This window comes from Actinoplanes sp. NPDC049265 (genome assembly GCF_043197135.1).
Classification (GTDB): domain Bacteria; phylum Actinomycetota; class Actinomycetes; order Mycobacteriales; family Micromonosporaceae; genus Actinoplanes.
In genome coordinates this window covers 13083-27492 of sequence record NZ_JBICSP010000016.1, presented here as the reverse complement: position 1 = coordinate 27492, position 14410 = coordinate 13083, and the positions used below count along the sequence as shown (strand labels likewise).

Annotated in this window: 14 protein-coding genes; 7 read left to right on the top strand and 7 right to left on the bottom strand. The window is 67.5% G+C overall.

The genetic code is table 11. The features are described 5' to 3' along the window. Positions 1-14: 14 nt before the first annotated feature. The 4 genes from ACGFIO_RS31555 (at position 15) to ACGFIO_RS31540 (ending at position 3975) form a co-directional block, all read left to right on the top strand. Positions 15-1274: an O-antigen ligase family protein gene (locus tag ACGFIO_RS31555; RefSeq protein WP_392831636.1), complete on the top strand. Its 1260-nt coding sequence runs from the start codon at positions 15-17 to the stop codon at positions 1272-1274. After that, positions 1234-2577 carry a lipopolysaccharide biosynthesis protein gene (locus ACGFIO_RS31550; protein WP_392831633.1) on the top strand — a complete coding sequence of 448 codons (1344 nt, stop codon included), beginning with the start codon at positions 1234-1236 and terminating at the stop codon, positions 2575-2577. The genes ACGFIO_RS31555 and ACGFIO_RS31550 overlap by 41 nt, the downstream gene beginning before the upstream one ends. Positions 2578-2938: 361 nt before the next feature. Beyond that, complete coding sequence (locus ACGFIO_RS31545; RefSeq protein WP_392831630.1) at positions 2939-3409, top strand: hypothetical protein; 471 nt, start codon at positions 2939-2941, stop codon at positions 3407-3409. 83 nt (positions 3410-3492) lie between these two features. Beyond that, the gene (locus ACGFIO_RS31540; RefSeq protein WP_392831627.1) at positions 3493-3975 is read left to right on the top strand and encodes a hypothetical protein; all 483 of its coding nucleotides are present in this window, start codon (positions 3493-3495) and stop codon (positions 3973-3975) included. On the opposite strand, the gene ACGFIO_RS31535 is transcribed toward ACGFIO_RS31540, so the two are convergent. Then, a complete protein-coding gene (locus ACGFIO_RS31535; RefSeq protein ID WP_392831625.1) occupies positions 3950-4363 on the bottom strand; it encodes a hypothetical protein in 414 nt (137 codons plus the stop codon). The two genes, ACGFIO_RS31540 and ACGFIO_RS31535, sit on opposite strands and share 26 nt — an antisense overlap. 239 nt (positions 4364-4602) lie before the next feature. Between ACGFIO_RS31535 and ACGFIO_RS31530 the strand changes: the two genes are divergently transcribed. After that, positions 4603-5169, top strand: a complete 567-nt coding sequence (locus tag ACGFIO_RS31530) for a class IV adenylate cyclase (protein ID WP_392831623.1) — start codon at positions 4603-4605, stop codon at positions 5167-5169. On the opposite strand, the gene ACGFIO_RS31525 is transcribed toward ACGFIO_RS31530, so the two are convergent. Then, on the bottom strand, positions 5137-5733 hold the full coding sequence (locus tag ACGFIO_RS31525) for a GNAT family N-acetyltransferase (protein WP_392831621.1): 597 nt from the start codon (positions 5731-5733) through the stop codon (positions 5137-5139). The genes ACGFIO_RS31530 and ACGFIO_RS31525 overlap by 33 nt on opposite strands. 5 nt (positions 5734-5738) lie before the next feature. Continuing rightward, positions 5739-7061 (bottom strand): hypothetical protein, encoded by a 1323-nt coding sequence (locus tag ACGFIO_RS31520; protein WP_392831619.1) that lies wholly within the window; start codon positions 7059-7061, stop codon positions 5739-5741. A gap of 488 nt (positions 7062-7549) precedes the next feature. Here ACGFIO_RS31520 and ACGFIO_RS31515 point away from each other — a divergent pair, with 488 nt between their 5' ends. Continuing rightward, positions 7550-8428 (top strand): GNAT family N-acetyltransferase, encoded by an 879-nt coding sequence (locus tag ACGFIO_RS31515; RefSeq protein ID WP_392831617.1) that lies wholly within the window; start codon positions 7550-7552, stop codon positions 8426-8428. Between the two features lie 84 nt (positions 8429-8512). Here ACGFIO_RS31515 and ACGFIO_RS31510 read toward each other — a convergent pair whose 3' ends face one another. The 3 genes from ACGFIO_RS31510 to ACGFIO_RS31500 all read right to left on the bottom strand — a co-directional run bounded on the left by ACGFIO_RS31510 (position 8513) and on the right by ACGFIO_RS31500 (position 11946). Continuing rightward, the gene (locus ACGFIO_RS31510) at positions 8513-9307 is read right to left on the bottom strand and encodes a DUF1963 domain-containing protein (protein WP_392831615.1); all 795 of its coding nucleotides are present in this window, start codon (positions 9305-9307) and stop codon (positions 8513-8515) included. 13 nt (positions 9308-9320) lie between these two features. Further along, positions 9321-11231, bottom strand: a complete 1911-nt coding sequence (locus ACGFIO_RS31505) for a penicillin acylase family protein (protein ID WP_392831612.1) — start codon at positions 11229-11231, stop codon at positions 9321-9323. 73 nt (positions 11232-11304) lie between these two features. Next, positions 11305-11946 carry a hypothetical protein gene (locus tag ACGFIO_RS31500; protein WP_392831610.1) on the bottom strand — a complete coding sequence of 214 codons (642 nt, stop codon included), beginning with the start codon at positions 11944-11946 and terminating at the stop codon, positions 11305-11307. 300 nt (positions 11947-12246) lie between these two features. On the opposite strand from ACGFIO_RS31500, the gene ACGFIO_RS31495 reads away from it, so the two are divergent. Next, on the top strand, positions 12247-13860 hold the full coding sequence (locus ACGFIO_RS31495) for a polysaccharide biosynthesis tyrosine autokinase (protein WP_392831607.1): 1614 nt from the start codon (positions 12247-12249) through the stop codon (positions 13858-13860). Here ACGFIO_RS31495 and ACGFIO_RS31490 read toward each other — a convergent pair. Then, a complete protein-coding gene (locus ACGFIO_RS31490) occupies positions 13853-14377 on the bottom strand; it encodes a low molecular weight phosphatase family protein (protein WP_392832034.1) in 525 nt (174 codons plus the stop codon). The two genes, ACGFIO_RS31495 and ACGFIO_RS31490, sit on opposite strands and share 8 nt — an antisense overlap. Between the last annotated feature and the right edge of the window lie 33 nt (positions 14378-14410).

Below are 14410 nucleotides of genomic sequence, written 5' to 3'. Positions count from 1 at the left end.
TCCGTCCAGCGAAGGTGACCATCGTCGGCTCGCGGGAGCACGATGTCGCACTCCCCGAATTGACTGCCTCCGGGGACAAGGCGTCGCCCTTCTGGGTTGTGGCGCTGGTGCTCCTCGGATACGCCGGGTACTACAAGGGCAGCCCTCTCGCGTCGTGGGCGCCCATCGATATCACCGTGGCGCTGGCCTCGGTGGTCTTCCTAGGCATCGGCATCCGGGTCGTGAGGTCGCGCGTCCTGCCGCTGATGCCCATCACCCGCCTGGCCATCACCTTCGTGGCCTTCCTGCCGGGTCTCGCCTTCGCTACCAGCACCACCAAGGTCGTCCTGCTGTTCACCATCACGCTGGCCTGCGCGGTCTCCCCCTGCCTGTTCGTGGATCCCGCCGCGCCGCGATGGTGGCTGGGTGCCAACGTCGCGGGCGCCGGCGCCATGTGCATCGCCGCCGCGGTTTTTCCGAACCAGGAGACATGGAAGCTGTACGGCCGCCTCGCGTTGGAGGGAGGCGACACGATCGGGACCGGTCGGGTGATCGGTGCCGGGGTGGTAGTGCTCGCCGCCCTTACCATCAGCACAAGCCGGCTTCGGGCGCTCACTCTCGGCGCAGCGCTCGCAGGCTTCGTCGGTCTGGCAGCGGTTGGTAGCCGCGGCCCGCTCGGCGGCGTGATCATCGCAACCCTCGGTGCCATGCTCCTCGCCCGAAGACTTCGTGGGCGGCGAGCCGGGGCGCTGGTCGGCGTCTCGGCCCTGGCCGCCGTGGCCTGGTACCTGGCGTCCTACTTCCAGACCGGCGGATCCGAACGTATCGGCCAGTTCCTTTCCGGCGACAGCGGAGACGCCGGCCGCAATGGTCTCGCCGCCGCCGCGTTGAGCCGCATCGGACGCGACCCACTGGGCATGGGTTGGGGCGGATTCGAAGCTCTTGGCCTCACCTCCGCCGGACGGCCGCTCAAATATCCGCACAACATCACACTCGAGATCGCCGTCGAGGGTGGGTGGATAGCCGCCGCCGGCTTCATCGCGTTGATGATCTTCGCCCTGGCCGGGTACGTCCGGAACTCCCGAACTCCAGAGGGCATGGCCGCACTGGCACTCGGCACCTACTGGATCGTCGTCGCGCACAGCTCGAGTGACGTCAACGGCAACCGCATGACATGGATCTCCATCGCTATCGGGCTGGCCACGTTGGGATCCGGCACATTGACGAAACGCCATCGAACGGCAGGAGAGCCGGTTGAGCCTCGACCACAGCCCGCCACGGCAGAAGCTCGGTAAGCGCTTGATCAACCGTCAGAGTCGCGGATCCCTCACCATCCTTTTCGGCGCCGCTGGCGGTCAGGTGGCAACGGCCCTCGCCTCGCCGGTCATCTCGCGGATCTACAGCCCGTCCGAAGTCGGACTGTTCAGCGTCGTGCTCTCCATCGCGATGATGCTCGGAGTGGCCGGCGCCTTACGCTACGAGCTGGCCATCCCGCTTCCGCGGCAACCTCAGGACGCCGAGTCTGTGGTCGGGATCGGGTTGTGCTGCATTGTCGCGACCACCGGGCTCGGCCTCATGGCAGCCGCTCCCAGTCGGAGCTGGCTGGCGGATCGTCTCAACCAGCCCGGCCTGCACGAGTGGTTGTTCGCGGCGCCCCTGCTGGCCGCGGTGATCGCGGCTTTCAGCCTGTTCAGCCAGGCGGCACTGCGTCAGCAGAACTATCGGGCGGTCGGACGCCGCAACCTGGTGCAGAGTGTCGCCACCAACGCCCTCCAGATCGGGCTGGGACTGATCAGTTTGAAGACCGGCGGGATGACCGTCGGCTACGGCGCCGGGCAGCTCCTCGGGACGGTCACCTTGGCCAAGGCGGCCGGCATCCTGACCCCCTCGCGTATGCGAACGCTGCGACTCAGCCAGCTCCGGGAAGTCGCTGTCCGGTACATCAGGTTCCCGCTGGTCCTGCTGCCGTCGGGATTCTTGAACATCCTGGGCCTGCAGCTCCCCCTCGTCCTGATGTCGATGCTCTACGGCAGCCAGGTCGCCGGCTGGGTCGGCATGAGCCAGCGCATCCTGGCCCTGCCCCTGTCGCTGGTCGGCGCCGCGATCGGCCAGGTCTTCATGTCGGAACTGGCTCGCAGCACTCGGCAGCTCGACGGCGGCAGCAAACAAATGTTCCTGGCCGCTAGCAAAAAGCTCGTTGCCCTGGCCGCCCTGATCTTCGTCGTGATCACCGTGGCCGGCCCCTGGCTCTTCTCCTTCGCCCTGGGTGACGAGTGGCGCGAGAGCGGCGTCTACGCCCGTGCGCTCGCGCTCGGGCTGGCCGGGCAGCTGGTCGCCTCGCCGTTGTCTCAGACCCTCGTAGTCCTGGAACGGCAATGGCTCCAACTGGCCTGGGACGCTGCGCGCACGGTCGCGGTCGTGGCGGCGGTCTTGATCGGACACCAGCTCGGCTCCGTCGTCGGTACCGTCTGGGCGCTGAGCATCGTGTCCGGCTTGGCCTACGTCCTGTCCTGGATCCTGTCCTATAGAGCACTGGTGACCTTCGAAAAAAAACTTTCAGCCGAAGCCGAGACCGATCCGGTCGCGCCGGTCCGCTAGAAGAGGTGCATCGCCCACAACTAGCCGGTGGGGAGACCAGGTGGAATCGCGAACAGTGCGCTCGCGACGGGACATATGTACTTGTTCATCACGGCCGAGCGGGACATTGCGTCCGCACCGGGATCGAGCTTGCACGCTCAGCAGAACCTGAGTCCGTTACCTCGTCGTGACCCCGTTCGGATTAGCCGGGTTGAACCAGGACACATTGGCCCGCGCGGCAGGCGGTGTGAGCCGGAGGTGCCACGACGTGGGCGATTTCTCCCCGTTTATTCCGCTGACACCCTACGGCGGGTGTTCGTGAAATTACACGCCCTTTGCCGCTGGTCTTCGAAGGTGACCCGGCACATTGCAAGGAGAAATAGTGAAGCGCAATTCGAAGCGTGCAGCCATCGTCGCCGCCACGGCCGTTGTTGCGATCGGTGGTGGCGCGGCGGCTTGGGCGGCGTGGTTCAGCACCGGCTCGGCGTCCGCCTCGGGCACGGCCGGCACGTCGGCCAACGTCGACGTGGAGAACCTGGCGATCGTCGGCAACGTACGCCCCGGTCACCCGGCGGACCTGCAGTTCCAGCTGCACAACCAGAACGACTACGCCGTCAACGTGACGGGGCTGGACGTCACCTCGATCACCAGCAGCACCCCGGGCTGCACCGCGTCGGACGCCTTCATCAAGAGCCTGACCAGCGTGCCGGCTCCGGGGCTGATCGCCGCCAGCGCGACGACCAGCACGATCAACTGGGTGGGTGCGGTCAAGACGATCGCCGACCCGGACGACGCCTGCAAGGGTGCCTCGCTGACGGTGACCGTGAGCGTCACCGCGGAAAGCGCTGCCTGATCTTCGCCGGTGACGACGCCGCGCGCGGGCCTCTTCCCCGGCTCTCGCGCGGCGTCGGTCTATTCACGAGAGTGAGGCCGGCAGTGAGCCGCTTCAAGCACAGACGCCTTGTCGTCGCCGCCGCCGTCACCGTCGGCCTGCTGACCGGCGGCGGGGTGGCCTGGGGAAAGTTTGTCTCGTCGGGGTTCGCCAGCGCATCCGGTGTCGCGGGAACCATTCAGCAGCCGACCGCCACGGGGGTATTGCCGTTCGGGAAGAAGCTCTACCCGGGCGTCAAACGGGACATCCGGGTGACGGTGACGAACCCCAACGATTTTCCGGTCACCGTGTTCCGGGTCGACAAGTCGAACCTTCCGGTGACGGTCGATGCGGCGCACGCGGCCGGATGCGTGGTAACCGGGGTGTCGTTGACGAACCCGCCGTACGCGGTGTTCTGGAACCTCTCCGCGAACGCGACCCGCACCTTTCAGCTGACCGATGGCATGCGGATGAGCAACGATTCACAGAACGGCTGCCAGGGTGCCACTTTCACCGTGCCGATCACCATCTCGGCCCGGACGGCGTAACCATGTTCGGGGTGCGGACGAACAATGCGGCGGGGAAGACGTCACTGGCCGTGCTGGCGGGCACGGCCGTGATACTCGCCGGGACGCCGGCCGCTGCGGCCTGGGCCGGGTCGACCCGGTTCACCGCGAGCGCGGAAGCGACGGTTCTCTCGGCCCCGGCCGCTCCCGTCGTGCACCTCGACCGGGGAACGGCGGTGGTGACGTGGTCGACGGCAGGCTCGCCGGCCGACACCTGGCGGGTGTTCCGCGGCTCGGTGCTGGTGTGCTCGTCGTCCTCGCCGCCCTGCGGGGACGACGACCCGCCGCTCGGGGATCCGGTCTCGTACACGGTGCGGGAGGTGCTGGCCGGCTGGACCGGTCCGGCAAGCCCGGCCAGCGATGAGGTCACAGTGCCCCGAGCATTGATACGGGCACGACCGCCCGCCTCGCCACTGCCCGCCGAGGGGGCCGAGGCTTCCCAGCCGGACGAGCCGAAAGCTGAGGAGCCCACACCCTCAGCTTCACCGGCCGCTACCCCACCGGAACAGCAGGAGACCCCGGCAACGCCGGGATCCGTGCCGGACGTTCCGGCTGGCGCGCCGACCGGCTTCGCTCGTCCAGCGGCGGGGTCTTCTATGCTCCCGGCCTATGACGAATGAGCTGGACCGCAACGATCATGAGGTCGAAGCCAAGTACCGGGTCGGCGACCTCAACGAGCTGATCGCGGCGTTGACGCAGCGGCAGGTCGTGCTGTCGGAACCGTCAGTTCAGGACGACCAGGCGTACGCGCCGACCACCTGGTCGTACGGGATGTCCAAGATCGGGATCCCGTTCGCGCGATTGCGTACACAGCAGGAGCGGCACCTGTTCACCGTCAAGAAGCCGGTTGACAACGAGATGGCCTGCCTTGAGCACGAGTCCGAGGTCGTCGATCGGAACGCCATGCACGCCGCCCTACTCACGATGGGATGGGCGCCGACTGTACGGATCCTCAAGCAACGACGAACAGGCAGCTGGGCGGGCGCTTCTGTTTGTGTGGACGTCGTCGACGGGCTCGGCCCATTCGTCGAGGTGGAGCGGGTTGTCAGTAAGACGGAGTCTGGTGAGCGTGTGCAGGCCGAACTCGATGCGTTGGTTCGTTCGCTGGGCGTGGCCGTGGAACGGGTGAGCGATACTTACGACTCATTGATCCGCAACCGGACGGCCGTCGGTTAGAACACGTCGCAGCGGGGGCATCGTAAGGTCTAACGCCATTGCGTCGAACGTCTGCGAGTCCGGGAAAGGTTTTAGCTCTCCGGCAGGCTTCCAGCCCCATGATGAGTAGGCAGCTCTGGCCGGAGCGTTGTCCTTCCGCAGCAGAAGGTGAGCGGCTTGCTCGGGTCGGCCGTCCAGCAATTCGTTGTGGATAAGACGTCCATACCCTCGCCGCTGGAAATCCGGTTGGACAGCGAACTCCCGGAAGATGTAGATCGGCCCGGACGGCTTCAGGTGAGGAAATACGGATCGGACCGAAGGCCACAACCGGCCACTATCGTCGGGGCTACCGAACGCATAGCCGGCGATCGTGTCGTCATCCCAGCCGGTGACGAGCTCGAAGCTACGGGTTCGAGAGTAGGTCTCAGCGAGGCGTTGCCACCACTTCTCCGGAGCATTCCACGGGTCCACCCCGATGAGATGCGTGTGTGTCGCGCTGTAGAGAGGCACGAGAAGATCGCGCAGGGTCAAAGTCTCTTCAGGTCCGTGACGGCGGAGAACGAATTGACTGGCCCTCGACGTCATGGTCGTCAGCCTTCGATTTGCCGGGCGGCCGTCAGATATTCCCGGTACGCGGAGACCTCGGGAAGTTGGCTGTCGGCCGGCACGATGGAACGCTCGACTCGATGCGCGAGGTCGACGATCGGCCGGATGTGGTCGTCGGACGGCAGGCGTGACAGTTCATGCAGCGCATGGGCCGCCGCCGCTGCCGAATCGCCCATCCGAGCGAGACACAACGCTCGCTGCAGCTCAATCTGTGCGGGTCCACGCACATACTCGGCTGGGTACAAAGCCACGGCGGCGTCCTGCGCAGCCGCGGCTTTGGCGTAGTTGCCGTTGAATGAGTGGACAAACGACTCAGTGAACCGCTGGCGATCCTCCGACCAGCCGAAGACCGATGCTCCCAGTGCTGCGAGTCGGTCAGGCAGCTCGGCACACACGGCAGCGAACTGTGGGAGCAAAGCGTCCGCCTCACGGATTCGGCCGGCCAGCGCCAAGGCCTGAACTTTGCCACCCAGGAATTCGGGCGTCGCGTCCCGGGCGGCGGCCGTGATCTCGCCCTCGTACGTCGCGGTCAGATGGAGGATCATTCCGATCGGCCGCTGCTCGTACATCGCCCGGACGATTTCACGGCCGCGCACCCAAGCTCGTGTCTCCGGATCCGTCGATCGATCGGCGAGGTCCCTGGCGGTGCGCCACCAGCGCTGGCCCTCTCGTAGCTCGCCGAGGTTGGCGACGGTCATCGCTGTTACTGCCGCGAGCAAGGCCGCGCAGCGTTGCAGGTCTTTGGCGCGGAGGCTGCCGTGTGCCTCGCCTTCCACTGCGTACTGGATAGCCACGACGTCGACCATCAGGGCTGTAAGCAACTCGTGCGGCGGCGTTGTCATGTAGCCGAAACCATGCTCCATGACGATCTCCTCCCATTCGGCCGCCGAGAGTTCGCCGCGCGACGACATAGCGTCGTTGAGTCCGAGTCGGCCAAGCTCGAGTAACAGCGTGGCCGCGCCCACTCCGGTTTGCAGAAAACCACGTCGATTCACGTCACTGCCTCCTTGCCGCGCAGCGCCGCCGAGAGCGACGACGGCGTGGGTGTAACCGTTCGGCCCCAGCAGGACCTTTGCAACGGCAGCCTCGCGATCTCGACGGGCTGCCGTCGTCAAGGTTAAGCCCGACTGCAGGGCAGTATCCAAGATCGATGCATCTTCTTCGGTTGCTGTCGCTCCCGAGCGCCGCAGGTCGGCCAACTTTGATTTGGACATCGGAACCCTGGCCTCAAGGGCGCGCAGACTGAGTTGTCGCTCACTCATCAGCCGGCGTAACGCGTCGGCGAAGGTCTCTGCCCGGTCGATCATGTCGGCCCCCCTTGTCGCCTACTTGCGACTGTCCAGATAGTCCAGGACGCGATCCGGACTGCGAGCGTCTTCCGCACGACACAGAGTACGGGCGAAAATCAGATCTCGAAACACTGCAAATCGTTTCTGTCGTGCCGACCGACACAACTCCGATGAAGGACAGGTGCCACTCCAAAGATCATCGGATCGACTCGTACACCAGTCGATTCCGACCGTATCATTGTGCCTATTCGAGAAAGTGATCCGCACGTGACAAATAAAGCCTACATAAGTGATTTCTCCAGTACGGCCAATAGGTGTGCTCTCGTAGGCGGTTGCATCGCACAGGCACTCGCCCAGGCCAAACTCGGCGCCGGCACGCCGGTCAGCAGCGTGTTGTCAGCCGCGCCGCTGACCGTTGTCCGCGGCGGGGCCACCGCGGGATACATCACCGGCTTCCCGTTGATCCCGCTGGCGTACCTCGGGACGAACCGGACGGCGGCCCACGCATGACCATTGCGCAACCCACCATCCGCCCGGCCGACCCGGTCACCGACTCCCCCCTCGTGATCGAGACCTTGTGGATGGCGTTCTGCGAGGCGGCACCGGCGAAGCATCTTGTACCTGATCGGGCGGAACGCTTGCGGATCTACCCTCTGTACTTCGAGCTGATGATCGAGCACGCCTTCCGGCACGGCCAGGTCGAAGTCACCGACGACCTCAACGGCGTCGCCGTCTGGTATCGGCTCAGCGGCACGCCGCTCCAGCCGCTACCCCACTACCGGCGACGCCTACAGCAGGCCACCGAGCCGTACACCGACAACTTCATCGCCCTCGACGCCACGATGGAAGCGCACCACCCCAAGAGTGTCGTGCACGACTACCTGGCCTTCCTTGCGGTACGCCCGTCGCACCAGGGCCACGGGTACAGCGGGCGGCTGCTCGATCACCATCATCAGCAACTCGACCGCGGCGTAGGCAGAGTCGCCTACCTGGAGGCGCTCGACGAGCGAACGGTCGAGCTCTACTCACGGCACGGCTACCTCACACTTCCGACCTTCCACACCGCCTCCGAGGGGGTGTCGCTGCACCCGATGGTCCGCGGATGCAAGACCCAGACCACATCATCGGAGCCTCCCGACGATCAAGGAATGAGGCTCGTCGCCATCGCGGAGGTTCGAGCGCTGCTCGGTAGCCCCTGCAGGAACGACCTCCTGAGGATCACGCGAAAGCCAAGCTTCCCCGAACCCGTCGCCCACCTGAGACTCGGCCGAGTGTGGGACGCCGACGATATCGAGACATGGATCGCCGAGAACCCACCGCCAGTAGGCGAGCCTCAAGTAAGGGAAGGGCGGTGGGACAGGAGGACCGCTGCGGCAGTGCGGTAGCCGCTGCCGTGGTGCCCCGGCGACGCAGGAATCCGTGCCGGATGTTCCGGCTACGGATGGCGACGCCGGGGCGGGCCGGCTTGGTCAGCCGCCGAACTCGGCGCTGGAGATGACCCGGTCGAAGCGGGACTCGGACAGGTCGGTGCGGCGGATCATGAAGCGGGCGTTGACGCCGTCCCAATGATTGTTGGGGTGGCCGAACTGGGCCAGGGGCACCCAGTCGCGCACGATCTGGTCGTGGGCCTCGTTCCAGGCCTCCCAGCCCTCGGTCGTGGGCTGCGCGCCCTGGGAAGTCAGCAAGTCCAGGACTGTTGACTCGGGGCTGTTGTGGGCGACGTCGCCGTGGCCGCCGATGCGCATGCGGTCGGGGCCGGGCTGATCCGCCTCGCGCCAGAACTTGCGGGCCAGGTCGGTCAGCGGGTCGTCGGGGTCGGTGTCGCCGTCGCTGTCGTCGCGGCTGAAACGCACCGACGGGTAGAGGTCGACTCGCTCGTACGGGTCGTCGCCGGGGCGTTCCTGGCCGCCGGCGGGAACGTGGAGGATCCGGGTGTTGTCCTGCTCGTACTCGGTGTCGTCGTCGTAGCTGAGGAAGAACAGCAGGTGGCCCTGGGCGGGCAGGAGGACGTCGGTGCCCGCGTCGCGGGGCAGGGCCGCGCAGTCGACGGCGGCCAGGAACTCGAGGGCGGCGCCGTCGGGGTTCTGGGGCCACGGGACGTCGGCGGGCATGGTGGGGGCGCCGCCGATGTGCGCCGCGACGGGGCCGTCGCCGGTGGTGTTCAGCTCGACACAGAATCGGGTCTCGGCCAGCCAGGCGTCGAGTTCGGCGGGGGTTGTGCCCTGCGCCAGGGCGGCGGCCCGGAATGCCTCATGGTGATCCATGGAGGGCATTGAATCAAAGCGGAACATCCTCTTCGAGGGTCAGCTTGACGCCGAACACGGGCAGGAGGTCGCCGGCTACCCACAGTGGGAGCTGGTCGGCGAAGTTGGCGCTGTCGGGGCGGCCGGACGCGCCGAACGGCACCACCCACCGCGACGCCGCCCGGTCGTTCAGGTTCCAGACGTAGCGGGCCACCGAACCCTTCCAGGCGGCGTCGCTGACGCCGACGATGCCTGAGGTCGAGCGTACGCAGTCGTTGTCGCCCGGCACCGGAATCACCTGGCCCAGCGCCGTCTCGGGCACGGCGACGGTCGGCGCGAGTACGTGCGTGTCACCCCACGTCTTCGTGGTGGAGCCGACGTCGGACAGGGCGGCCAGCGCTACGTCGTCGGTGAGGATTTTCGGCAGGGCGCGGCCGAGGCGCTGCAACGGGTTCAGCCACGACGCGAAGAACGGGTCGTAGCCGGTGTCGGTGAACAGGGGCTGGAGGGTGTCGGCGATGCGGCGAGTCGCGGCGTGCCGCCAGGCGGCGAACAGGGCCGCGTCGGCCGAGCCGGCGTCCATGCGGCGGTCCCACGCGAGCAGGCGGGTCGCCAGCGGGTGGTCGAGGCGCTCGAGGACGGTGAACAGGACCGGGTCGGCGAGGACGTCGGTGTGGATCTCGGCCGGCGGGGTGCCGGCCAGGAGCAGGGCGGCGATGCGGTTGGCGCGGGCCGGGGAGGCGAAGTCGTTGCCCAGCTCGGCGGTGTCGTCGGGGCGGGCGTCGTTGGCGTTGACGACCACCTCGCGCTGCGAGCGTGGGAGCGGGGCGTAACCCTGCCACGCGTACCGTGGCTCCCAGGCCGGCACCGGCACCTGCCGCACCCGATCGTCACGCAGTGGCACCTTGCCGGCGACGAAGCTGAACAGCCGGCCGCTGGTGTCCATGGTGACCACCGAGTTGACCGGTTCGACCCAGCACTCCAGCGCGGCCCGCACATCCTCCACGGTCCGGGAGCGGAGCAGCGGCAACAGCGCCTCGAAGCCCAGCTCGAACTCGGCCCGGGACGGCAGCCGCAACGCCAGGTCACGGTCGATGACCGGGCCGCGGGGCGTCTCGATCACCTCGACCTCGACGGCGGGCTCACCGCGTACCGTGATGGTCTCGACGTGCCGTGACACCCGCTCCCAGCCGGACGCCGACCGGGCCTCCACGACGTCGCCCGAGCGGCGCAGCTCCTCGGAGTAAAGATCCTGGTAGTCGGCCATCGCGTTGGTGATGGCCCAGGCCACCGACCCGGCCTGGCCGAAATGCGGCAATCCGGGTACGCCGGGGAAGGCGAACCCGGCGACGTCGAACTCGGGGCAGGTCAGGTGCACCTGCTGGTAGATGCCGGGCAGTTCGAGTACGCGGTGCGGGTCGCCGGCGATGTACGAGCCCGCGAGCGCCCACGCGTTGCTGCCCGACGCGGGCTCCTCGACCAGCGGGAGCGAGCCGACCGTGGCCTCGACGTGGGCCCGCCACATCTTGCTCGGGAACGTGCCGAAGAGAATGTGGTTGACCAGGAAGATGCCCAGCGGCGTCCACTGATGCCACGGCTCGGGGCGGGCGTCGTAGGCCGCGAACTCGGGGGCGTCGGTGCTCGGCAGTTCGCTGTTCACACCGTCGACGTACGCCCGCAGCCAGGCTTTCGTCTCGGCCGACAACACGGAATGGCACTGGCGGGCGGTGTCGTCCAGGCGTACCCGCCGGGCGAAGCGATCCCAGGGCAGCCCGGCCGGGCCGACCCACTCGGCCATCCGCCCCTCGCAGCGACGCCGCCCCACCTCGATCTGCCAGGCGCGGTCGCGGGCGGTGACCCGGCCCTGCAGAAAACTCAGATCGGGTACGGAATCGGCGACGAGATGCGGGATGCCCCATTCGTCACGGTGGATGGCACTGGTCACCCGGCCAGATTACGGCTCCCCGAGGGACCCGCTGCCCCGCCCGCTCATGCGGACGGGACAGCGGAAGCCGTCGTCAGGCGCGCTGACGACGGCGGACGATGCGACGCGTGATGAGCGTGCTGCCGGCCAGCGCCAGCACACCCAGACCCGCCACGGCCAGTCCGGCGTTGTTCTGCGCCGGCTGACTCGGGACGCCGCCGACCTTGGCCGGAACGGCCGTCGTGGCGCCGGTGGTGAAGGCCGCCCGGCGGAAGTCCCACCAGCCGCCCTTCTTCTTGTCGATCACGTACACCGAGACCGACGCGGCCTTGCGCGAGCTCTTACCCACGGCCGTGATGATGACGATGCCGGCCGACGGCAGCTTCAGGCTGTAGGTGAACTTACCGTTCTTGTCGGTCTTGACCGCGGCGGTCTTGACCGTACGGAATCGGTTCGAGCCCTTCGGCTTGAAGGTGACGGTGATGACCACCTTCTCCTTCTTGCCGTACATGCGTCCCGTGGTCTTCACCGAGACACCGCGCTTGACCACGCCCTTGTTGACCACGTACACCGGCGGCAACGGCGGGTACTGGGTGTGGTTCTTGAAGACGGTCGGCTTCGGCGGAGTCGGCTTGGTAGCCGGCGCCGCGTTCGCGGTACCGGCCGTCAGCCCCAAGGTCATCGCCACCGCGGCGAGGACCGTGAGGAGAAACGCAGAAGCCTTGTTGCGGCTCATCGCTTCCTCTTCTCATTCTTCTGGTTGACGTTCTAGTTCAACGAGTGGTGGTCCGTTCAGGACGCGCATCACCCCTTTCAGCGCCCGCTGCCTCTTTGGAGTGAATCCCGAAAACTCTCGGAGTTTCTGCGCGGCAAACCATCATTCGGAGCGCTATGCGGCGTTAACCCGGGTGAGCCTCGGTATCGCGGGCGGGTTCATAGGAACAAACGCGCGATCAAGGCCTAAAGCATGCGCAGTTCGGGCTCCCTTTGATGACCGAACGGCGGACACGGGGACACGAATAGAGGAGGCACAACGATGGACCTGCGTGATTACCTGCGCGCCGTCCGGAAACGATGGTGGCTGGTTCTCGCCGCCATCGTCGTTTCGGTCGGAGTGGCCGTCGGCATCACTTTGATCACCCCACCGAGGTACGCGGCGTCGGTCACGTTCTTCGTCAGCACCCGTGGCACCGAAATCACCCAGGCGTTCCAGGGCGGTCAGTTCGCCCAGCAGCGGGTGAAGTCGTACGTGGACGTGATGACCAGCAACCGGCTCGCGCAGTCGGTCGCCGAGGCGGAGCCGGCCGGGCTGTCCGCCGAGGAGATCCAGAACGAGATCACCGCCCAGGTCGTCCCCGACACGGTGCTGGTCGAGGCCACCATCACCGACACCGACCGGGCGCGCGCCCTGCGCCTGGCGCAACGGCTGGCCACCGAGTTCCCCGCGCTGATCGGCAAGCTGGAGACCCCGCCCGGCTCGAAGCTCCCCACGGTCGGCGTCCAGATCATCGCCGAGCCGAAGCTGGCCGACGCGCCGGTCAGCCCTCAGCCCGTACGCAACGTGGGTCTGGCCCTGGCTCTGGGTCTGATCATCGGCGTCGGCGCCGCGGCGCTGCGGGAGAGCCTGGACAGCACCATCCGCTCGCCCGAGACCCTGCACGAGGCGGCGAGCGCGCCGGTCCTGAGCGCGATCCCGTTCGACCGCAAGGCCGACAAGAGCCCCCTGATCACCGAGGGCAGCGCCCAGTCGGCCCGCGCCGAGGCGATGCGCCAGCTGCGTACCAACCTGCAGTTCGTCAACGTCGACCGCCCGCTGCGCAGCCTGGTCATCAGCAGCGCCCTGCCCGGCGAGGGCAAGTCCACCACGGTCTGCAACCTGGGCATCGCGTTCGCCGAGGCCGGCAAGCGCGTCATCATCATCGACGCCGACCTGCGCCGCCCGCGCGTCGCCCAGTACCTGGGGCTGGAGGGCGCGGTCGGCCTGACAAACGTTCTGGCTGGTCAGGCCAACGTGCGGGACGTGGTTCAGCAGTGGGGCGACAGCGGGCTGTGGGTTCTGCCGAGTGGGTACGTTCCGCCCAACCCGTCCGAGCTGCTGGGCTCCGGGAACATGGCCGACCTGCTGACGGCGCTCGGCGCGGCCTTCGACATCATCCTGATCGACACGCCGCCGCTGCTGCCGGTCACGGACGCGGCGGTCATGTCGACCCTGGCCGACGGGTGCGTGCTGGTGTCACGGCACGCGAAGACGACCGTCACGCAGGCGTCGACCGCAGCGGCGGCGCTGGCCAAGGTGAGCGCGAAGCTGCACGGTTGCGTGCTCAACATGATCCCGAGCAAGAGCGGCGGCGCGTACGCCTACTACAGCTACACGGTCGACCCGGACGCGGCCACGTCACTCACGGCGCCGGCTCCACGCGACCCCGCGCCGTCCTCGCCGGCCCCCGCTTCCTCGCCGTCCGCCCCGGAGGGCTCGCTGCCGGAGTCCCCGTTCCAGCCGACGCTGGTGCGGACCGAGCCCGCGCCGCGCCGCCCCCGCCACGGCCGGACGACCGATCCGCTCGACACACCCACCACCGACCTGCGGATCTACCACCGGCAGAACGAGGTGCGGCACCAGGGGACGGCGTCCGTGCCGCCAGCTACGTGACGGCGTTGATGACCGTTCGCAGGCAACGCCAGATGTCCTCGGCGCAGGCGCGGAACGCCTCGATCGGCCGGCCCATCGGATCGGCGAGATCCTCGTGGTCGTCCGGAACGGTGGGTGCCCGATGCCGGGTCAGGTTGACCTCGTCCACCAGCAGGCCCAGCCCGTCGCTCTTGAGCGGCGCGGCGAACCGGGCGAACTGCTTGAGGGTGAAGGCGCGCCGCACAGCGCCCGGCTCCAGGGTCAGGCAGGCGGTGCGCTGCTCCCGCGTGGCGGTGAGGACAAGGTCGGCGTCCATCAAGAGCTTCGAATCCACCGTACGGCTGGTGAAGTCTCTTGAATCGGCCCCGCACTCGCTCAAAACGTCGGCCGTGAACCTGTGCATCGGCCCCCCGTCGAAGCCGCGGATACCCGCACTGGTCGTGACGACCTCCCGGCCCGCCGCGCCGAATGCGTCATCGAACGCCCGCCGCGCCAATCGCTCGGCCATCGGCGAGCGACACAAATTGGCATGACACACAAAGAGAATTCCGAACCCCAAGGAACTGCCCTC